This window comes from Campylobacter sp. CNRCH_2013_0855 (genome assembly GCF_025773025.1).
In the GTDB taxonomy this organism is placed as follows: domain Bacteria; phylum Campylobacterota; class Campylobacteria; order Campylobacterales; family Campylobacteraceae; genus Campylobacter_D; species Campylobacter_D jejuni_C.
The window spans coordinates 22,118-42,072 of record NZ_JAKMTE010000006.1; the positions used below are offsets into that span (position 1 = coordinate 22,118).

The 19,955-nt window shown below is 31.4% G+C and carries 22 protein-coding genes; 3 read left to right on the forward strand and 19 right to left on the reverse strand.

All coding sequences use genetic code 11. The features are described 5' to 3' along the window. Positions 1-27: 27 nt before the first annotated feature. On the reverse strand, positions 28-903 hold the full coding sequence (locus L8X40_RS04400) for a helix-turn-helix domain-containing protein (protein ID WP_263667419.1): 876 nt from the start codon (positions 901-903) through the stop codon (positions 28-30). A 103-nt stretch (positions 904-1,006) separates the two neighbouring features. Between L8X40_RS04400 and L8X40_RS04405 the strand changes: the two genes are divergently transcribed. Then, positions 1,007-1,546 carry a superoxide dismutase family protein gene (locus L8X40_RS04405; protein ID WP_087700831.1) on the forward strand — a complete coding sequence of 180 codons (540 nt, stop codon included), beginning with the start codon at positions 1,007-1,009 and terminating at the stop codon, positions 1,544-1,546. A 33-nt stretch (positions 1,547-1,579) separates the two neighbouring features. Here the strand turns inward: L8X40_RS04405 and L8X40_RS04410 are convergent, their stop codons facing one another. From L8X40_RS04410 to L8X40_RS04465, 12 genes are read right to left on the reverse strand one after another with little or no spacing between them, the layout of a single operon-like run. Continuing rightward, positions 1,580-2,101, reverse strand: a complete 522-nt coding sequence (locus tag L8X40_RS04410) for a flagellar FLiS export co-chaperone (protein WP_087700830.1) — start codon at positions 2,099-2,101, stop codon at positions 1,580-1,582. Between the two features lie 42 nt (positions 2,102-2,143). Beyond that, on the reverse strand, positions 2,144-2,734 hold the full coding sequence (locus L8X40_RS04415; RefSeq protein WP_087700829.1) for a hypothetical protein: 591 nt from the start codon (positions 2,732-2,734) through the stop codon (positions 2,144-2,146). Position 2,735: 1 nt separating this feature from the next. Beyond that, on the reverse strand, positions 2,736-3,563 hold the full coding sequence (locus L8X40_RS04420; protein ID WP_087700828.1) for an MlaD family protein: 828 nt from the start codon (positions 3,561-3,563) through the stop codon (positions 2,736-2,738). Next, positions 3,563-4,285 (reverse strand): ABC transporter ATP-binding protein, encoded by a 723-nt coding sequence (locus L8X40_RS04425; protein WP_087700827.1) that lies wholly within the window; start codon positions 4,283-4,285, stop codon positions 3,563-3,565. The genes L8X40_RS04420 and L8X40_RS04425 overlap by 1 nt, the downstream gene beginning before the upstream one ends. Further along, a complete protein-coding gene (locus L8X40_RS04430) occupies positions 4,282-5,382 on the reverse strand; it encodes an MlaE family lipid ABC transporter permease subunit (RefSeq protein ID WP_412175584.1) in 1,101 nt (366 codons plus the stop codon). Before L8X40_RS04430 ends, L8X40_RS04425 begins: the two co-directional genes overlap by 4 nt. A 1-nt stretch (position 5,383) precedes the next feature. Continuing rightward, positions 5,384-7,288, reverse strand: coding sequence for a transketolase (tkt, locus tag L8X40_RS04435; protein WP_263667422.1), 1,905 nt, complete (start codon positions 7,286-7,288; stop codon positions 5,384-5,386). 3 nt (positions 7,289-7,291) lie between these two features. Then, positions 7,292-8,137: a polyprenyl synthetase family protein gene (locus L8X40_RS04440; RefSeq protein WP_192866653.1), complete on the reverse strand. Its 846-nt coding sequence runs from the start codon at positions 8,135-8,137 to the stop codon at positions 7,292-7,294. Further along, positions 8,137-9,216 (reverse strand): PDZ domain-containing protein, encoded by a 1,080-nt coding sequence (locus L8X40_RS04445; protein ID WP_263667423.1) that lies wholly within the window; start codon positions 9,214-9,216, stop codon positions 8,137-8,139. The genes L8X40_RS04440 and L8X40_RS04445 overlap by 1 nt, the downstream gene beginning before the upstream one ends. Next, positions 9,213-9,518, reverse strand: a complete 306-nt coding sequence (locus tag L8X40_RS04450) for a YbaB/EbfC family nucleoid-associated protein (RefSeq protein WP_039617208.1) — start codon at positions 9,516-9,518, stop codon at positions 9,213-9,215. The genes L8X40_RS04445 and L8X40_RS04450 overlap by 4 nt, the downstream gene beginning before the upstream one ends. Then, on the reverse strand, positions 9,519-10,802 hold the full coding sequence (locus L8X40_RS04455) for a UDP-N-acetylmuramoyl-L-alanyl-D-glutamate--2,6-diaminopimelate ligase (RefSeq protein WP_087700822.1): 1,284 nt from the start codon (positions 10,800-10,802) through the stop codon (positions 9,519-9,521). After that, positions 10,786-11,325, reverse strand: a complete 540-nt coding sequence (locus tag L8X40_RS04460; RefSeq protein WP_087700821.1) for a histidine kinase — start codon at positions 11,323-11,325, stop codon at positions 10,786-10,788. Before L8X40_RS04460 ends, L8X40_RS04455 begins: the two co-directional genes overlap by 17 nt. Further along, entirely contained in the window at positions 11,312-11,581 is a 270-nt protein-coding gene (locus L8X40_RS04465; RefSeq protein ID WP_087700850.1) for a NifU family protein, read from the reverse strand. The genes L8X40_RS04460 and L8X40_RS04465 overlap by 14 nt, the downstream gene beginning before the upstream one ends. Before the next feature lie 123 nt (positions 11,582-11,704). On the opposite strand from L8X40_RS04465, the gene L8X40_RS04470 reads away from it, so the two are divergent. Both L8X40_RS04470 and L8X40_RS04475 read left to right on the forward strand, forming a co-directional pair. After that, positions 11,705-12,946 carry a multidrug effflux MFS transporter gene (locus L8X40_RS04470; RefSeq protein ID WP_087700820.1) on the forward strand — a complete coding sequence of 414 codons (1,242 nt, stop codon included), beginning with the start codon at positions 11,705-11,707 and terminating at the stop codon, positions 12,944-12,946. Between the two features lie 166 nt (positions 12,947-13,112). Next, complete coding sequence (locus L8X40_RS04475) at positions 13,113-13,370, forward strand: hypothetical protein (RefSeq protein WP_204507006.1); 258 nt, start codon at positions 13,113-13,115, stop codon at positions 13,368-13,370. A gap of 453 nt (positions 13,371-13,823) precedes the next feature. On the opposite strand, the gene flgE is transcribed toward L8X40_RS04475, so the two are convergent. The 6 genes from flgE to L8X40_RS04505 all read right to left on the reverse strand — a co-directional run bounded on the left by flgE (position 13,824) and on the right by L8X40_RS04505 (position 19,893). Beyond that, the gene (flgE, locus tag L8X40_RS04480) at positions 13,824-16,241 is read right to left on the reverse strand and encodes a flagellar hook protein FlgE (RefSeq protein WP_263667425.1); all 2,418 of its coding nucleotides are present in this window, start codon (positions 16,239-16,241) and stop codon (positions 13,824-13,826) included. 222 nt (positions 16,242-16,463) lie between these two features. Beyond that, complete coding sequence (hisIE, locus tag L8X40_RS04485; protein WP_087700818.1) at positions 16,464-17,090, reverse strand: bifunctional phosphoribosyl-AMP cyclohydrolase/phosphoribosyl-ATP diphosphatase HisIE; 627 nt, start codon at positions 17,088-17,090, stop codon at positions 16,464-16,466. Positions 17,091-17,101: 11 nt separating this feature from the next. Further along, entirely contained in the window at positions 17,102-17,869 is a 768-nt protein-coding gene (hisF, locus tag L8X40_RS04490; RefSeq protein WP_263667426.1) for an imidazole glycerol phosphate synthase subunit HisF, read from the reverse strand. Next, on the reverse strand, positions 17,851-18,585 hold the full coding sequence (locus L8X40_RS04495) for a 1-(5-phosphoribosyl)-5-[(5-phosphoribosylamino)methylideneamino] imidazole-4-carboxamide isomerase (protein WP_263667427.1): 735 nt from the start codon (positions 18,583-18,585) through the stop codon (positions 17,851-17,853). Before L8X40_RS04495 ends, hisF begins: the two co-directional genes overlap by 19 nt. 6 nt (positions 18,586-18,591) lie before the next feature. Beyond that, complete coding sequence (gene hisH, locus L8X40_RS04500) at positions 18,592-19,173, reverse strand: imidazole glycerol phosphate synthase subunit HisH (RefSeq protein ID WP_263667428.1); 582 nt, start codon at positions 19,171-19,173, stop codon at positions 18,592-18,594. Between the two features lie 21 nt (positions 19,174-19,194). Next, complete coding sequence (locus tag L8X40_RS04505) at positions 19,195-19,893, reverse strand: hypothetical protein (protein ID WP_263667429.1); 699 nt, start codon at positions 19,891-19,893, stop codon at positions 19,195-19,197. Positions 19,894-19,955 lie beyond the last annotated feature (62 nt).

Consider the following 19,955-nt stretch of genomic DNA (forward strand, 5'->3'; position numbering starts at 1 on the left):
ATAATTTAAAAATAAAATCTATCATTTTTAAGATAAAAAATATAAGTTTTTTGATTTTTGTTCTTGTTTTGGAGTAATACCATATCTTTTTTTATATCTTGCTATAAACCAAGCAGGAGAATTAAACCCAAGTTCGTGACAAATTTGAGTAATATTCTTAGTAGAAAACTCTAATAGAAATTTGGCTTTTTCAAAGCGTTTATTATCAAGCCATTCCTTAGGACTTATACCAAAACTTTGTTTAAAATTGCGACTAAAACTTGCTATATCCATTTTACTAAATTTAGCCATAGAAGCTACATTTTCAAAATCATTTTGACAATATGCAAACATCTTATAAAGATCTAATTTAAAACCGTTTAAGATAGTCTTTAAAAAAGCTAGAAATTCTGCATTATCCTCACTATATAGCAAAGATAAAAACAATTCTTCAAATTTCAATCTAAGCAAATATTCATTATTTTTAGAAGTGCTTATACAAGGCAAAAACGACTGAAAAATACTCTTAGTTACAGAATCTGTTTTTAGGCTAAACAAACTTTTAGCACACTTTAAAGAGTTTAGCTTATAAATTAAATCTTGATATTTAAAAACAAGTTCTATTAAAACACTCTCTTTAAAACTCAAAATAATAGACTCATATGTATTTGCCTCATTTAGATAATCTCTAATAGAAAAGGAATTTTTTGTAAAAAAAATAATTTCATCTTTATTTACTTTAAAATGATTATCAATAGTATAAATACCTTTAGAACCTTCTAATATAAAAACCAAAGCATAGTCTTCAAATACGATTTCTATATTTTTATTACTTGAATTTTTTTGATAATAACATAACGACAGTAATGAATTTTTTAAAATATTTTGACTAACTTTTTTAAAGTCTCTTGGAAAAACTAACATTTTGACCTTTTTATAAGTTTTTTGATTATTATATTTTATAAAAAATAATTTTTTATTAATATTATATGTTACAATAAAATAATTTTTAACAAAAGGAGAGAAAATGAAAAAAATTATACTAGGCTCTTTACTGGCATCAAGTTTCTTAATTGGGGCAAATTTAGAAAATTTTGATCCAAAAGCACAAAAAGATCATTTAGTTATCAAAATGGAAATTCTTGATAAAAATGCCAACAAAAACGCAGGTGAAGTAGTAGCGGTACAAACTTCTTATGGAGTAGCATTTTACCCAAATCTTCAAGGTTTAGAAAGTGGAATTCATGGTTTTCATGTTCATGCGAATGCTGATTGTGGAGCAACTGATAAAGGTTTAGGTATGAAAGCAGGTGGCCACTGGGATCCTGAAAAAACTGATGCACACTCAAGTCCATGGGATGATAAAGGACATAAAGGAGATTTACCGCCACTTTATGTAGAAAAAGATGGGAAAGCAACTAATCCTGTATTAGCACCAAAAATCAAAACTCTTGATGAGCTTAAAAACCATGCTCTAATGATACATTTTGGAGGAGACAATCATAGCGATCACCCAGCTGCACTTGGCGGTGGTGGTGCTAGAATGGCTTGTGGGGTTATTAAATAAATACACATACTAAAGGCTTTTTAGCCTTTAGTATCATTTAAAAAGCTTAGTAAAATCAAAATCATTTATAAGATCATGGCTTGATCCACCAAAACTTTGACTAGGACTATAAGTAGCAATAGCTACTGCAAGCTCACTAAGCATAGAAGCTATTTCTTCTCTTTTATCAACTATATAAGCTTTCATACCTTCATAATCACTTGTTTCTAAAATTTTTAAAGGATTGTAAATTTCAAAAGCAAAAGCCTTTGAACCAACATTTACATTATAATTATTATCAAATAAAGCATTGCCTAAAAATGAGCAACTATCTACTATTTTCAAACTTTCACTTGCGATTAAAACTTTATCTTGCACATCTTCATAATTTTTGTCTTCTAAAAGTTTTGAAATTTTTTTCAATGAAGAATCTAAAATTTGCAAAGCACCGACAAAATCATTTGCATCGGTAATATCTTGACTAAATTTTTGTGTTTGGTGTTTTAAATTCGCACCATCTATACTTGAACCTACTTGTCCTAAATGTTTTTGCAAGATTTCTAATTCATCTCTCATAATACACCTTCCTTGTTATTGCTATAACAAGAAAAGCATTTTTTATTCCAAATTTTGATTTATCCAAATCCTAAAATCTTTAGCAAAAAGCAAAAAAACCTCATCATAGTTTTGGATTAAAATTTGAGGATTATTATCATTTAATTCTTTTTCGTAGTAAAAATACTTACTCGCTATAAGTTTTTTGGTGTTTATTTGCACTAAATTTAAATTAATACCTAATTTTATTTTAGAATGCACTTCATCACTAAAATCTTGCTCTAATATATCTACTTTGCTCTCTAAAACATAATCAGCACTGGCTAGACTATCTTGATTTAAAACTGCTTTAAATACCCCCAAATCTTGCAAATGAAATTCCAAAAAAGATTTTATCATTAAAGCAGGATTTTCTTTCCAAAAATGATAAGCATAGGTATTAATAGCATAATCTTTTTTATAAAAAATTTCATTAGTATAAGCTAAGCCTTTAGGTAAGGAAACTATGATAGTTGCATTTTTTTTATTTTGACTTTGCTCTAGCTTTTCTAAATTAATACTAAAATATTTATTTGCAGGTAAAGTTTGACTTGGACTAATCAAAGAACAAGCACTAAAAAAAATAGTTATTAAACTAATATATAAAAATTTCATTTTATTCTCCTGGAGCATATTGAGTTGCTTTATCTTTATAAATTACATTTGAAGGATTTTGCTTTAGACTATTTAATAATTGCGTAAAATCCAAAAATAAAACTCTTAAAATATCTAAATTTTCATTTAAAAGCATTCTGCTTTTATTAAGCTCATTAAGTTGGCTATTAGCATTGTTTAAAAAATTTGAAAATTCATCTGCACTTTTGCCAAGTTTAGAGCTTGTTTTATTTAAATTTGCTAAAAATGCTGGCGCATTAGCATTTAAATGTGCAGATAACTCTGATGAATTTTGTAAAATTTGCTCGATATTTTTTAGATTTTTATCGCTTAAAAGATTTTCTAGCTTAAGTTTTGAGACATTAATAAGCTCTAAGAGATTATTTGCTTGCTTATCTATACTTGTCAAAAAACTTTCTTTTGATGTTATAATAGGATAAGTATCATCATCTGCTTTTAAGACGCTAGCTTCTTCACTTCCGCCTGCAAGTTGAATAAATTTAAACCCTGTTATACCTTGAATTTGTAAGCTTGCATAAGTATCTGTTTTAACAACTAAACTAGAATCAAGCTTAACTAAAATTTTTACTCTTAGTTGCTTGCTCGAGCTATCTATACTAATATTTTCGACACTGCCAACATCAACCCCTAAAAATTTAACTGGAGCTTTAACACTAAGCCCTGCAACTGATTCTTCCATATAAATTTCATAATATTTGAATGATTTTTCATCTTTTAAATTTCCATACCACACCATAAAAAACAAGCTGATAAAAAATAACACACAAACAAAAATTCCGATCAAAATATAATTTGCTTTATTTTCCATTATTGCATAAACCTCTCATAAAGTCTTGGATTTTGCTCTTGTAAAGCTTCAACATTTCCCAAAAAACCAACTTTTTTATTCTCTATAATCAAAAAGCGATTTAATACATTTTTCATACTTTCCTTATCATGAGTAATCAAAACCACACATAGTTTAAAACTTTGCTTTAAGTTCAAAAGCAATTCATCAAATTCTCTTGAACTATAAGGATCAAGCCCTGAAGTTGGCTCATCTAAAAAAAGCAATTTAGAATCAAGTGCTAAAGCTCTAGCTATGGCCACTCTTTTTTTCATACCCCCACTTAACTCACTTGGATAAAGCTTAGCCACACTCTCATCAAGCCCTACCATCTTAAGCTTCATCATGGCTATTTCTTTGATATCATTTTTATTAAGCTTTGTGTATTCAACTAAAGGTATGCTAATATTTTCAAGTATATTAAAAAAGCTAAATAATGCTCCATATTGAAAAACAACACCCCATTGTTTTTGCAAAAATAAAGCATCTTCATCACTTATATTTTTTAATTTCTTACCCAAAATTTCATACTCACCCTTATCAAAATGCTCAAGCATTAACATTTGTCTTAAAAGTACAGATTTACCACTACCACTACCGCCTAAAATGCCAAAAATTTCATTATCATGCACTTCAAAGCTAATATCTTCATGTACACATTTGCTTCCAAAATAAGTGCTAATATTTTTAGCTTTTATAATCAAAATCCAGCCTTTGTTAAAAATACAGAAAAAATTGCATCAAAAGCTATCACCCAAAAAATAGCATTTACCACACTTTTTGTCGTATAAACACCTATGCTTTCGGTAGTTTTTTGCACAAAAAATCCTCTAAAACAAGCAATAGAAGCAATCAAAAATCCAAAAATAGGTGCTTTTATAAGCCCTATGATGATATGTTTTAACTCCACTGCTTCTTTAAAACGACTCATAAACTCACTCGCACTAATTTCTAAACTAAACCAAGCAACTACAATTCCACCTATAATGCTTAAAATATCAGCTACTATTACTACTAAAGGCATAGCAAGTGCTAAGGCTAAAACCCTAGGTAAAATGATAAACTCACTTTCTTTAAAACCCATAGTTTTCATCGCATCTATTTCATCAGTAAGCTTCATTACTCCAATTTGGGCTGTATAAGAACTTGCACTCCTACCAGCTATAACTATAGCACTAATTAATGGCGCAAGTTCTCTAGTGGCAGAAATTCCCATTAAATCAACAATATAAATATTAGCTCCAAATTGTGCAAGTTGATACGCAGCTTGATAAGCAAGCACTACACCGACAAGTAATGAAGTTAGCATAATAATAGGCAAAGCATTAATAGCACTATTTTCTACATGATATAAAAATGCCTTAAAGCGAAGTTTTTTAGGATTTAAAAGTGTTTTAAAACAAGTATAAATAATAAGCCCAATGAAATTTAAAAACTGCACCAAAAGCGCAAAAGATTCAACAACCTTTTTTCCTAAATTTTCAAAAAAATCTTTGATTGTTTTTTTATCTTCATGAGAATTATAAAAGCTTTTATAGTGTTTTTGACAAAGTTCAAAAAGCTTAGCATGCTCACTTTTAAGATTTACTCTACTAAGCTCAAAACCTTTTTGCTTAAGTTCATTTTCTAAAGCTAGAAAATACCTAATCCCAGCAGTATCTATAAAATCTAAATTTGCAAAATCAAAAATAATATTTTTTTGAGTAGGAAAATCTAATTTTTCCAATTTTCCTACGCTAGTTTTATCCCATATACCAAAAACACTAAAAACACATTCTTGGTTTTTAATGTCTTTGATGATTTTATTTTTCATTACATAAACTTAAAATATATGAGCTTAATTTCTCCTCACTAAATCCAAAATGCTCAAATACATCTTTATCTTTACCACTCTCACCAAAACTTTCTATACCATAAAGCTCATCACAAATTCTATAAAGCTCGTTTGAATTTGCAGCTTCAACACCTATAACCTTACCTTGTAAAATTCTTTCTTTATAAGACTTTTCTTGAGCAATAAATAACTCATAACAAGGCATAGAAACTACATTAGCAACCACACCTTTTTCTTTTAAAATCTTAGCTGTTTTTACACACAATGATACTTCACTACCACTTGCTAAAAGTGTAAATTGTGCATTTGCGTTTTCTTCTAATAAATAAGCCCCATTTTCCACATCTCCAAAAACAGGCTCGCTTAAAGCACTTAATTTTTGACGCGATAAAACAAAAACACTTGGCATATTAGTTTTAAGTGCAATCTGCCATGCTTTTACATTTTCGACCCCATCAGCCACTCTAAATGTTAATGAATTTGGCATAGCTCTAAAAGTGCTAAGTTGCTCTATAGGTTGGTGTGTTGGACCATCTTCACCAACCCCTATACTATCATGAGTAAAAATAAAAAAATGTTTAGCCCTCATCAAAGCTGCTATTCTTGCAGCAGGTTTTAAATACTCGCTAAATATAAAAAAGGTAGCACAATAAGGCAAAAACAAACCATATCTAGCAAAAGCATTTGATATAGCAGCCATTGCATGCTCTCTTATACCATAGTGGATATTTTTTCCATTTGGAAAATCGCCCATATCTTTAAGTTCAGTTTTATTTGATGGACCTAAATCTGCACTACCACCTAAAAATCCCGGTAAAGCTTTAGCGATAGCATTTAAAATCATACCATTGCTATCTCTAGTAGCTAAATCTTGTCCTTTAAAATCAGGAAATTGTATTTTTGAAAAATCAGGCTCTAAAAGCTCTTTTAATAAAGCTTGTTTTTCTGTATTTAAATTTTGCACTTTTTGATTCCACTTAGCTTGTGCTAAATCCCCAAGTTCTATTGCAGTGCTAAAGCGAATTTTAACTTCTTCTGGGATTTCAAAAGTTTTTTGTGGATCAAAACCTAAAGCTTCTTTTGCCTTTTTTATAAGCTCTTCACCCAAAGGCGCTCCGTGAGAATGATGACTTCCCTCAAGCTCTAAAGCTCCTTTAGCTATGGTAGTATGAGCGATGATTAAACAAGGCTTTTTACTTTCTTTAGCAGTTTTTAATGCTAAATCAATTTGCTCAAAATCATGCCCATCTATCTCAAGTACTTCAAAATTTTGCGCTCTAAAACGCTCTTTTACATTTTCATTAAAAGCAATAGCCACATCACCTTCGATTGAAATATTATTGCTATCATAAATGATGATTAAATTATCAAGTTTATGAAGTCCTGCTAAAGAACAAGCTTCATAAGAAATTCCTTCTTGTAAATCCCCATCACCACATAAACAATATACTTTGTGATTGATAATATCTTCACCCAAAAGCAAACTTGCCTTTTTAGCTGCCATAGCAAAACCAACCGCATTTGCAATGCCTTGTCCTAAAGGTCCTGTAGCGATTTCAACACCTGGGGTAAAAATTTCAGGATGACCTGGAGTTTTAGAGTGTAATTGACGGAAATTTTTTAAGTCCTCTAAACTTACATCATAACCACTCAAATGTAAAAAGCTATAAAGCAAAGCACTAGCGTGACCGCCTGAAAAAACTAATCTATCGCGATTTAACCATGTAGGATCTTTTGGATTATGCACTAAATGAGTACTTAAAACACTTATAATATCTGCTAGACCCATAGGTGCACCTGGATGGCCTGAATTTGCTTTTTGTACCATATCTGCACATAAAAATCTTATAGTGTTGGCTTGTTTTTGTAACATTGTTTAACCTTTTAAATATTTATCAATCAAAACTTGAAGCTCATTAGCAAGCTTAGAGTCTAAATTTTTCATTTTTTCTTCGCATAATGCAATTTTATCATCTTTTGCCTTTTTAGCGCCTTCTAAACCCAAAAGTTTTACAAAAGAATTTTTATGCAAATCATTATGAGTTGGCTTACCTGCTTCTTGGGTATCTAAAGTCGCATCGATAATATCATCTTTGATTTGAAAAACTAATCCTATCAAAAGCCCTATTTCATAAATTTGCTCGCATTCTTTTTCATCTAACTCACAAATTTCACAACCCATTCTTAAAGCTGCTGCGATTAATCTTGCAGTTTTATGAATATGCAAAAACTCAACTTGCTCTAAATTTAAAGGCATGTCTTCAAAATAACAATCAATAGCTTGCCCGATAATCATACCGCCAAGCCCTGCATTAAAAGCTAAAGTTTCTATGAGTTTTAATTTAACATTTTCTTTTAAATCAAGTCTTGAAAGCAGTAAAAAAGCTTCGGTATTTAAAGCATCACCTACTAAAATAGCTGTGGTTTCATCGTATTTTTTGTGTAAAGTTTGTTTTCCTCTACGCAAAGAGGCATTATCCATAGCAGGTAAATCATCATGTATTAAAGAGTAAGTGTGGATAAATTCCAAAGCCAAAGCCGCATTTAAAGCTTTTTCAAACAAAGCAGGATTTTTAGCATTCACTATCCCTAAAAGCAGTTGAGCTCTAAAATGCTTCCCACCAGCTTCTAACATCCATTTTAAAGCCTCATTGAAAAACGGATGAAAGCTTTGAATTTTAGGAAAATTTCGCTCTAAATGCTGTTTGAATTTTTCTAAAATCACTTACTTAGCCTTATAAAAAAGTCAAAATATCCTTTATTAAAATGCTCAAAATCATTATTTTTAGCTGAAGGGATATTACTTGCTTGTCTTGAGATCAAAATATCAAAAACATTAGCTTGACTTAGTATGGCTTGAAGCTCATTGAAATTGTTGATTTTTTGATTATTAATTCTTAAAATTTTATCCCCTTTCAAAAATCCAGCCATTTGCGCTTTAGAATTTGGAGTTACTTCTGTAACATTCATTTTCATATCTATGCGCAATCCTAGATTACTATAAAAAGAAGTTGGCTTAGCTTGAACTACTTTTTTAGGTTTAGCAAATACACCTAAATCTTTATCAAAAACTGTCGTGGAAATATTTACATCTTTATTGTCTCTTAGCATATTAAAATACAAAGTTGCACCACGATCGGCAAATAAAATTTTCTCATTTAGCTTTCTTAAATCATCATAAACTTGTCCATCTACACTCACAAGCTCATCATTAAGCAAAAATTGTCCGTTTTTGCGCACATTTTTTACATAAATTTTGCCATCACGCATATCAAAATCCACACCTATATCACCCCAATAAACATCAGGATATTTTGCAAAGTGTTTTAAATAACGATTACCTATGAGCTTGCCATCTTCTAAAGTTATACCTAACATTTTACAACATGGCGAGTTAAGCTCTCCGATTTTAGAAGTAAAATCAAGCTGATCACGCTCTGTTAAACTTTGTCCAAAATACTTCAAATGCCCTATATAGCTTTTATTGCTATCTAAAATTCCCACCCAGCTATTGCGCGTTAATTCTTCTTCATCTCCCATAGGAGCAGGGATTAAACTAAAATCTGTCTTTACCAAATATAAATTTAAAAAAGGATCATACTTGGTATAGCTGTTTAATTTCGCGTTTTTAGTTTTAACCACTGCTAGAGTATTTTCATTTAAAGCAAAGGCAGGCAAACCCTCATAAATTAACATACTAGCTTTGTTTTTTTCATAACAACCCAAAAAATCATTAAAAGTCGGTCTTGGTACAGCAAAAAGTACACAAGTTATACCCAAAATACAAAGTAAAATTCTCATAGCATTCCCATTCCGCTAAATAAATTACTAGCCATTGATTTTTTATTTTGTTCTACCATTTTCATCACATCATTCATCGCTGCTATTAGTAAAATTTGCATAGACTCTTTATCTTCAAGCAAAGAATCATCAATATTTATATCGATGATTTCACCTTTTCCATTAGCACTAACTTTTACTAAACCACCGCCACTTTTTGCACTAAATTCTTTTTTTAAAGCCTCTTGCTCTAATTCATTTGCTTTCTCTTGAGCCTTAGTTAAAAGCTCACCCATTTTAGAAAAATCCATATTTTCAAACATTTATTTTCCTTCTTTTAATATCTCTAATACTACTTCTTTATCATTAAAAGGATATTTTACACCCTTGATCTCTTGATAAGTCTCATCACCCTTACCTAAAATCACCACAAAATCATTTTTAGTTTTAAGTTTTAATGCTTTTTTTATCGCTTCTTTTCTATCACATTCTATAAAAACACTCTCATCTTTTTCTATGCCACTTAAAATATCATTAATAATATCTATCGGTTCTTCTGAACGCGGATTATCACTTGTGATGATAAGGTTTTTAGCATAGTGTTTGGCAATTTTAGCCATTAACGGACGCTTAGTTTTATCTCTATCTCCCCCTGCTCCAAAAACTACAATCAAATCACGATACTTTAAAGCATCTAAAACTTTTTCTATACCATCAGGTGTATGGGCAAAATCTACAATCACATCTTTTGCGACTACTTGCATTCTACCTTCAATGCCACCAAAATTACTAATGGCCTTTTCAAGCTCTTTTAAATTTGGTTTTACAAGTTCATTCACACAAGCACTTGCAGCTAAAAGATTATAAAGATTAAAAAGCCCCACCAAAGAAGAGTCAATCATAAAAGTTTCTTTTCCAAAATTTACCACAGCTTCAATGCCGTTTTTTAAAGCATAAGCTTTAATGTGATAATAACTTGGATTTTCTACTCCGTAAGTAAAAGCACCTTTGACATTAAAATTTATAGCTTTTGCATCTTTATTGATAAATTTCATACATTCATCAGTAAAAAAACTTTCTTTTGCCACTTGGTAGTTTTGAAAATCCCCATGAAAATCTAAATGATCTTGAGTGATATTAGTAAAAATTTTAGCCTTAAACTCAAGCCCTTCAATGCGGTTTTGCACCAAAGCATGCGAACTTACTTCCATAATTAAAAATTCACATTTTTCCTTACTTGCTAAAGATAAAAGCTCTAAAGTTTGCAAAATAGGAGCAGTAGTTAAGCCTTTTGGAGTGATATTTTTATCATTTATAAAACTACCCCTAGTTCCCATCAAAGCGCATTTATAACCTAAATCAAGCAAGATAGAATAAATAGCACCTGCAGTAGTTGTCTTGCCGTTTGTGCCTGTTATGCCTATGATTTTTATATTTTCATCTATATTTAAAAGTTTCTTACACTCAGCTATACTTATAATTTTTGCTTGTTTTTCTAAAGCTTGATGAAGAAATTTTTCATTTTGAACAGTTTTTAAGAAAAAACAATCTTTTTCGCATTCATTAGAATTATCACAAATGAAAGTATTTTCAATCTTTACTATCATAATTTAATTCCTTGATTTTCTCACTAAGCTTGATAAATCTATAATTAGAATAAAAATGCGCTGAAACATCTTCCATATAGGCTACAAGCATATCTTTATAACCGTGCTCTAAAAGTTTTTCTAAAAAATCCACAAAGTCTTCTTTATCATTAATGATAAGTTTATTTGATATTATAACATTTTCTAAAGCTTGTTTAAACCCAACTTTTGCTTCACTCAGTAAAAAATCTTGATAACTCAAACCCTCAAAATCCTCACTATCTTCCTCAAATTGCACACTTTGACTAAGATTAATGAGTTTTTCTAAGTCTTTATCTACTTTAGTATTTTTATAATTTTGCATAAAAAATTCAAAAAAAACAAAAGCTTCTTCAGGGCTTTTTAACGCCAAATCACAAATACTAATAAAAGTTAAAAGTCTTTTGTTTTTACGCTTTTCATAAGCAAGAGAAAAATACATCTTAGCATTTTTAAAATCTTTTTTATAAAAACACTCTATGGCTATTTTTTTATAATTTTGCAAATTCGCTTTCCCCGCCTGCTAAATTTACTATAGAAATATCTGGATGTATGTCGATTTTAAGCTGTTTTTCCAAACCATATTTTAAAGTCGTCCCACTAGCTGGACAGCCATGACAAGCTCCGGTTAATTTTACATAAACTACACCATTTTTTACACCTAAAAAATCAAGCCCCCCGCCATCATTTTCTAAAATATGCATAGTTTTAGCTAGACTTGCTTTTACAGGCTCGATTAATTCCTCATCACTAAAAGGCATATTCATAACTTTTCCTTGATTATTTTTAGTTTAATTTTATCTTATTTGCCTTTAAAAAATGTAAATTATTGCTTATTTTAAATTCTTTTACTATACAATGATAAAAATATTTTAGGAATACTTATGCAACAGCACACACAGATAAAAGGTTTTGAAAAACTCAAGCTTATTATAATTTTGGCTTTTTTATCATCTATTGCACCACTTTCAACTGATATGTATTTGCCTGCTTTAAATGAAGTAGAAAAAAGCTTTCAAACCAATTCTTTTTATACTCAACTTTCCCTTGCAAGTTTTTTCATAGCCTTTTCTTTGGGTCAGCTTTTTTATGGGCCATTAAGTGATGTATATGGCAGAAAAAAACCTTTATACATAGGACTTTTTCTTTTTATTTCTTCGAGTATTGCTTGTGTTTTGGTTGATTCTATTCATGCTTTTATAGCTTTGCGTTTTTTTGAAGCTTTGGGAGGTTGTGTAGGCGTAGTTGTAGCAAGAGCTATAGTAAATGACGTTTTTGAACTTAAAGAGGCGGCAGGAATTTATGCACTAATGATGGTTTTTACCTCTTTAGCTCCTATGCTCTCACCTACTTTTGGTGGGATTTTGCTTGAGTTTTTTTCTTGGCGTAGTATATTTTTGACATTATTTATTTTAGGTTTTATTTTGTTTATGCTTGTTATTTTTGCCTTAAAAGAAAGCAATCATAATACTAAAGGAAAAAAATTTAATCATAAAGAAGTTTTAAAAGGTTATAAAAAAATTTTAAAAGACCGTCGTTTTGTGGTGTATTTGCTTTGCGGTAATTTAATCTTTGCAGGTTTTTTTGCTTATTTAACCGGATCATCTTTTATTTTTACACGTATTTTTAATCTTAGTGAACAACAATATGCTATACTTTTTGGTATAAATGCATTAGGCTTTGTGATATTTGCAAATATCAACGCAAGATTAGCTCTTCGTTTTTCTCCTTATTATATACTACCTAGATCTTTTATGATGATTACTTTTTTAACTTTTTTACTCATTTTAGGAGCAACTTTTGATCTAGGTTTTTGGGCTTTTGAAATTCCTTTATTTTTGATTATAGCAAGTTTAGGTTTTATCCTGCCAAACACCACCACTTTAGCTATGGCAAGATCAAAACAAAATGCAGGTAGTGCTTCAGCACTCTTAGGTGCAGCACAATTTGCTATGGCAGGAGTGATGGCATTTTTAGTAAGTCTTTTAAATGCTAATACACCTATATTTTTATCACTTATTTTAGGCACTTGTGCGTTTTTATCTTTGGTTTCTTATCTAAGTTTAATCAATAAAAGAAAGTTAAATAAAATCAAAAAGAAGTTAAGCGTGATTTCTCACGCTTAATTAAGCAATATTTTTGAAAAGATTCACTGACTATATCGAACCTTTTTTAAAAAACTTTATATTTATTTTCAAAACACTTATAAACAATTTATGTTAAAATTTCTCATCAATCAATAAAGGCTTTATTAATGAAAAAAATAGCTACTATTTTTGCAGGAGCCGAAGGATGTGGAAAAAAACTACCTTGTATTATAATGAACTTGAAAAAAACAAAGACTTTGGACTTAGAATCAACATCGATGAAATCGTAAGTAGCTTTGGCGACTGGAAAAATCAAGAAGATCAATTTAGAGCTTCAAGGATAGCCATTAAAATGCGTGAAAACTATATCAAAAAAGCTTATGATTTTAACCAAGAAACCACACTTTGTGGCACTAGCATTTTATCTTTATTCAAAAAGCTACAAAAAATTCTTACACTATAAATCTTTACTACATCGGGCTAGACTCTCCAAACACAGCAAAACAAAGAGTTAAAATTCGCGTAGCTAAAGGCGGGCATGATATAAAAGAAGAACTTATAGAAAAAAGATACTATGAATCTTTACAAAATTTTAACACCGTTGCTAAATTCTGTAATCACATTACTATTTTTGACAATACTCAAAATTATAAAAAACTCTTAGAATTTAAAAACAGCAAGCTGGAAGTATTTGAAACTACCAAATGGCTAGAACCATTAATGATAAATTTTAAAAATCCAAGTTTATAAATTTTTATTTTAACTTGTCGATATGCAAATCATGCTACTCACTCCTTAAGGCAAGAAAGAAGTGAGTTAGCAATAGATTGAAGGCTTCAAGGCTATCAAGTATTACAAGGCTACCTCGATAACCTTGTAAAGCTTGATCCCAAGGTTTTAAAACCTTGGGTTAGAATTATTGTTTTAATTGAAGCAAAGTATTTAAAAGCTGATCACTTGTGGTAATCGTTTTTGAGTTTGCTTGATAACCTCTTTGGATTACGATAAGCTCTGTTAATGCACGACTTAAATCCACGTTTGACATTTCTATAGCTGAGCCTTTTAAGCCCCCTCTACCACCTTCACCAGCATGGCCTATAGTAGGTGTTCCTGAGTTTGCTGTCGCTTTGAAAAGGTTATTACCCATTTCTTCAAGACCCATATTATTTGGGAAAGTAGCTAGAGCAACCTTAGCTAGAGCTAAAGTTTTACCATTTGTAAATTCTCCATAGATATAACCATTCTCATCAGTTCTTAATGCATCTGGCTTTAAGTTACCCCCTGTGTAACCATCAGTTTCTTGTTTAGTGGTAGCTGAGTCTTTATCATAGCTTGTTAAACCATCAAAACCACCTGTTGTTCCAAAGTCAAGTTTTATAACTTGATCTGGTTTTGAGCCGTTATTTCCGGTGAAGTTCAATACATTTGGCGTATAGCTTTGCAAAGAGCCATCATTACCAAATTTTAAATTTCCTACTACTATATTTCCTGGAGCACCATCACCACTGAAATTAATCTCTGCAGGCTCAGGCACTGAGATGATGATAGACCATTCAGCTCCACCATCTGCTGTTTTAGCTTGCTTAGTAAATTGCACAGTTAGCTCATGTCTAGTTCCTAGCGAATCAAAGATTTCCATGCTGGCAGTATGCGCTGATAAATACATGTCTTGAGAATATTTTTCATTATTACCTGCATTAAAATTTCCATCTAGCGCACTAAACATCGCTGTGAATTTATCATTTGTAGCGATTTTATTAGTTTCATTAGAATAACCTGTAACTTTAAAAGTCATATCCTTAGCATTATCACCTGCTGGATTGGTTATTTTAAATCTACCATCACTTTCTACTACTACTTCTACACCAGGATTAGCATCAGCTCCAACGCCACCATTTTGCCAATTTACTATACTTCCATTACCATCATAATCTACAGCATATCTAGCATCTCTTTGCAAAAGCTCTCTTAAGTCTTCTGTAGTATGGAAGGTTCTTTGTCCTTTTGCACTAGGCATATTAGCATTTTCTTGTGTATCTGCGCCTGGATTAGGATTAGCTCCTATATCTACACTATTTGAGCTATAAATATACTCATGTGCTGTAATGACTTCTATAGGATTTGCTGCATTGCCTATAATATTTGATCCTGCAGGTGGAACAGGTACTACAGGTTGTCCTGCATTATTTGTAGCTAGCACTTGTCCTGCAGTATTAGCAGCTGCATTTACTGTGATATGCAAATTTTTTGATTTTGCTGTAGTTCCTGTGCTATTATCGTTAGTAAAAGTCATTCTACCATCTACTATAGCTGCTACTACGCCAGTTTCTGAAGTCTTAGCATTGATGGCATTAATAAAAGTATCCCTACCAATACCCTCGGCTACTATATTAACACCATTAATTGTAATATCTAATTTTGCCGGATGTTTTGTTCCATCAGCTGCTTCATAACCCCAAAAAGTATAATTAGTGTCTGGCTTAAACTCTGTAGCATTAGTAGGTAAATCTGCATTCGCAAAAGCAGGTGCTTGCCATTTAGCATCAGCAAAACTCACCCACATACCTTGCCCATCTCTTAAATTTAAACCTTCACCCTGAGCGTTAAACACCACACCCATGTCTACACCTTTTTCGGTTACTTGGGCTCCACTTTTTGAAGTAGTGTAAAACTCAGTATGTCCCGTATCATTTTCATCTATAGGTTTGCCTATATCATCTCTTCTACCATGAGTAGAATCAAGAGCATAGATAGGACGCTTAGCAGAAGCATTCATACCTAAAGTATTACCACTATCTAAATTTGCTGTAAGTTTTACTGAAGTACTTGGTCTAGCAGGCATACTCATACCAGGTGGGATCACTATATCTTGCACTGAAGTTGAAGAGTCAATTTGCCCTGTTTCTTGATTATAATTCCAACCTTGAACGGTGTAGCCGTTATTATCTACGAAATTTCCTACCGCATCCGTTTTAAAGTCCCCTGCACGAGTAAAAAACTGTGTGGTACCACCATCATTTGAAACGATGAAAAATCCATCCCCATTAATAGCCATATCGGTGTTTTTATCTGTAGTTTGAATATTACCCTGAGAGTGAATTCTAGTAGTAGAATTTACACCCGCACCAAGTCCAACTTGCATAGGGTTTTTACCACCTAGGTTGCCATCTGGAGCTGTAGCTATCTTAGAAGTTTGGCTCATAAGCGTTGAGAAATCCGCACGAGAATACTTAAAACCAAATGTATTAACATTTGCTATGTTGTTACCTTCTACATCCATTGCGTATTGGTGTGCTTGGAGTCCTGAAACCCCAGCCCAAAGAGATCTCATCATAATTAAATCCTTTAAAAAATATTGCTTTGTGAATATCTCACAATCTTCTATTGCTTAGCAGATATAAAGCAATAAGTGTTCCAAAATACAAGTAAAATGAAATTAAAAAGTAGAAAATAAATCAAAAATTAGGTTTTAATGTGTAAAGTTTTTTAAAAATTACTCGATATAGTTAGTGAATCTTTTCAAAAATATTGCTTAATTAAGCGTGAGAAATCACGCTTAACTTTTATTTCTTTCTTTTAATTTAGCAATCACATCATTTAAACTCAAATCCGCATCAGCTAATAACACTTCTAAATGATAAAGTAAATCAGCAGCTTCATTTATAAGCTCATCTTTGTCTTTAATAGTAGCAGCCAAAGCGGTTTCAACGCCTTCTTCGCCTACTTTTTGCGCTATGCGTTTAGTACCTTTTGAAAAAAGTTCAGCCGTGTAAGAAGAACTTGCGCAAGTGTTTTTACGTGAATTAATAAGTCTTTCAAGACGCGATAAAAACACAAAATCAGCCTTTTTAGAAAGTGTTTCAAAACAAGAAGTATCACCCGTGTGACAAGTAGCGCCGCTAGGTTTAACTAAAATCAAAATACAATCTCTATCACAATCAAGTCCCATATCTATGATATGTAAAAAATTCCCACTTTGCTCACCTTTCATCCACAAACGCTCTTTAGTGCGTGAGTAAAATACAACCTTTTGGTGCTTAAAACTCTCTCTTAATGCCTCTTCATTCATAAAACCTTGCATTAAAACTTCACAAGAATGATAATCTTGTATGATCACAGGAACAAGGTTATTAACCTTTTGCCAGTTAATGCTTTTTATAAATTCTTCTTCATTTATCTTCATAGCTTTTCCTTTTAAATACGAATTTGTATGCCTTGATCTTTTAAAAATAGTTTTAATTCTTTAATATCTATAAGTTTTTTATGAAACACAGAAGCTGCCAAAGCTCCATCAACACCAAATTTAAAAGCGTCTAAAAAATGCTCTTTAGCTCCTGCGCCACCGCTTGCTACTAAAGGCACAGGACAAATTTGTCTAACTTTAGCAAGTTGATCAAGATCATAACCCTTTCTCATGCCATCTTGATTCATCATATTTAGCACGATTTCACCCGCTCCTAACTCGCATACTTGCTTTACCCATTCTAGTGTTTTTTTACCACTATGATGAGATTTGCTCTCATCTCCGGTGTATTTATAGACTAAAAGCTCATTGTTTTCATCTTTAAAAGTATCTATGCCTACGACTACACATTGTACTCCAAAGTTTTTTGCAAGGCGTGAGATCAAATCAGGATCATTTAAAGCAGGGGAATTAATAGAAATTTTATCAGCACCATTTGCTAAAAGCTCTTTTGCATCATCTTCGCTTTTTATGCCTCCTGCAACACAAAATGGTATAGAGATATTTTGTGCTACTTTGCTTACCCAAGTTCTATCAATGCGCTCATTTTTAACTGAAGCGGTTATATCATAAAATACAAGCTCATCAATGCCATTTTGTGAGTAAAATTTAGCAAGCTCGATGATATCGCCCATATCTTCATGGTTTTTAAACTGCACCCCTTTAACTACTCTACCATCTTTTACATCTAAACATGCGATTATGCGTTTTGCAAGCATTCTTGAGCCTCCTTTATGCTAAATTCTTTATCAAGCAAGGCTTTACCTACGATGATACCACTTACTATGCCATTTAACTTTTTAAAATCTTCTAAGCTCGCCACGCCTCCACTTGCTTGGGTTTGTAAATGTGGGAATTTCTCATATAAAGCTTTATATAAAGTGATATTTGCTCCACTCATCGTGCCATCTTTAGAAATATCTGTGCATAAGATATGTTTTACATCTTTATAAAAATTTAAAAGCTCAAATAATTTTTCATCGCTTGTTTTACTCCATGCATCAACAGCCACAAAAAACTCATCTTTAATACAAATACTATCAAGTGCTAAGACTATATTTTCTACGCCAAATTCATTTAAAAGCTCTTGTGTAAAGGCTTTGTTTTTAACCGCTAAAGAGCCTATAACTACGCGTTTAACACCGCTATCAAACAAAGCTTTAACCTCACCTTTAGTGCGAATTCCTCCACCTACTTGAAGATTTACTCTAATTTTTGAAGCTAGGTTTTCTATGAGTTTTAGTTGTCTTTTACTAGGATCTTTTGCACCACTTAAATCCACCAAATGAAGCCAAGCAATGCCTTGAGCCTCATACTCTTGAAATTTAACTAAAGGATCAAAGCTGTATTCTTGCTTTTTAGTATAATCTCCTTTATAAAGCCTTACTACTTTGCCATCTATTAAGTCTAATGCCGGAATGATTTGAGTTTGCATTTTTACCTACATATTTATGAAATTTTTTAATAATACTTCACCCGCTTCACCACTTCTTTCAGGGTGAAACTGCACGCCATAAAAATTGTCTTTGTTTAAACTTGCACTAAATTTAGTAGAATACTCACACTCTGCAATGGTGTATTCATTTAAACTCACACAATAACTATGCACAAAATAAAAATAAGCCCCATCTAAGCCTTTAAAAAGCTCATGAGAGCTAAAGACTTGATTCCACCCCATATGTGGGAAAGTAAAATTTGCTTTTTCTTGGAATTTTTGTGTCTCAAAAGGCATAATACCAAGTGTTTTTTGGTGTAATTCTTCTGAAAATTTACCCAAAATTTGCATACCAAGACAAATACCTAAAAGTGGTTTTGTGGTAGTTTGGATAAAATTTTCTAAATTAAGTGCTTGTAAATTAGCCATTGCTTTAGCTGCTGTGCCAACTCCAGGAAGTAAAAGCTTATCTGCTTGTGAGAGTTCTTTTAAATCATGTGTGATAATACCTTTTTGCCCTAAACGCTCGAGTGCAAAAGCAAGAGAAGCTAAATTCGCACAACCTGTATCTATAATAGCTAGTTTCATGATAAACACTTTCTTGAAAAATTAAATTCCCATTTCATATTTTACACTCTCTTTCTCATATTGCTTAGCAATACTCTCATAATCTGCAAAATATACAATATCTTTTATTTTTTCATAAATAGAATTTGAAATTATATTTTGAAATTCTCTATATCTATTTTTATGCGCAACAATAAAAAATTTTGCTCTAAAATCTTGAAGCTCATAAAAACGGTTAATAGAATTTTTTATATTAGTAGAATGCTCTACCTCATAAAAAGCATGAGGCATTTTTCGTTCATTAAACCAAATACAATCGCTAAATTTAGCTTTTTGTGTCAATTCATCATATGTAAAACTATAAAGAAAATCTAAAGTAGCCAAGTCGCCTAACCTAGTATCCATAAAATATTTATTCTTATCTTGACTAGGAACAAAAGTTTGAAAGCCTCTTAAATTTCCAATTGAGACAATAAGTCCTTGATAATAAGAATGACTAAACTGACATTCGTTATTTATCAAATTTAATTTTTTTTCAATCTCATGCTTTTTCTCTGTTAAACCCCAAAGTCCTGCTGTGATTTTATAAAATTCTTTATTTGTTTGTAATATTCTTCTAATGCTTGCAAAAGGTGTTTTTGTTTCCCATTTACTAACATCTGTCAGCATATAAAGCTGACTTAAAGTTGCAAAGTTATTATTATTTTTAAAAGCTTCTATAACATTATCTTTTTGTTTCATTGTTGAGTCTCATATAACATAATAAGCGATCATATTTCACAAACACTTGCATTATAAAAAAA

Coding starts and splice junctions, on each gene's coding strand:
- L8X40_RS04400 (WP_263667419.1), bottom strand. CDS start 903: ATGTTAGTTTTTCCAAGAGACTTTAAAAAAGTTAGTCAAAATATTTTA.
- L8X40_RS04405 (WP_087700831.1), top strand. CDS start 1,007: ATGAAAAAAATTATACTAGGCTCTTTACTGGCATCAAGTTTCTTAATT.
- L8X40_RS04410 (WP_087700830.1), bottom strand. CDS start 2,101: ATGAGAGATGAATTAGAAATCTTGCAAAAACATTTAGGACAAGTAGGT.
- L8X40_RS04415 (WP_087700829.1), bottom strand. CDS start 2,734: ATGAAATTTTTATATATTAGTTTAATAACTATTTTTTTTAGTGCTTGT.
- L8X40_RS04420 (WP_087700828.1), bottom strand. CDS start 3,563: ATGGAAAATAAAGCAAATTATATTTTGATCGGAATTTTTGTTTGTGTG.
- tkt (WP_263667422.1), bottom strand. CDS start 7,288: ATGTTACAAAAACAAGCCAACACTATAAGATTTTTATGTGCAGATATG.
- L8X40_RS04445 (WP_263667423.1), bottom strand. CDS start 9,216: ATGAGAATTTTACTTTGTATTTTGGGTATAACTTGTGTACTTTTTGCT.
- L8X40_RS04450 (WP_039617208.1), bottom strand. CDS start 9,518: ATGTTTGAAAATATGGATTTTTCTAAAATGGGTGAGCTTTTAACTAAG.
- L8X40_RS04455 (WP_087700822.1), bottom strand. CDS start 10,802: ATGATAGTAAAGATTGAAAATACTTTCATTTGTGATAATTCTAATGAA.
- L8X40_RS04465 (WP_087700850.1), bottom strand. CDS start 11,581: ATGCCTTTTAGTGATGAGGAATTAATCGAGCCTGTAAAAGCAAGTCTA.
- L8X40_RS04470 (WP_087700820.1), top strand. CDS start 11,705: ATGCAACAGCACACACAGATAAAAGGTTTTGAAAAACTCAAGCTTATT.
- L8X40_RS04475 (WP_204507006.1), top strand. CDS start 13,113: ATGTGGAAAAAAACTACCTTGTATTATAATGAACTTGAAAAAAACAAA.
- flgE (WP_263667425.1), bottom strand. CDS start 16,241: ATGATGAGATCTCTTTGGGCTGGGGTTTCAGGACTCCAAGCACACCAA.
- hisIE (WP_087700818.1), bottom strand. CDS start 17,090: ATGAAGATAAATGAAGAAGAATTTATAAAAAGCATTAACTGGCAAAAG.
- hisF (WP_263667426.1), bottom strand. CDS start 17,869: ATGCTTGCAAAACGCATAATCGCATGTTTAGATGTAAAAGATGGTAGA.
- L8X40_RS04495 (WP_263667427.1), bottom strand. CDS start 18,585: ATGCAAACTCAAATCATTCCGGCATTAGACTTAATAGATGGCAAAGTA.
- hisH (WP_263667428.1), bottom strand. CDS start 19,173: ATGAAACTAGCTATTATAGATACAGGTTGTGCGAATTTAGCTTCTCTT.
- L8X40_RS04505 (WP_263667429.1), bottom strand. CDS start 19,893: ATGAAACAAAAAGATAATGTTATAGAAGCTTTTAAAAATAATAATAAC.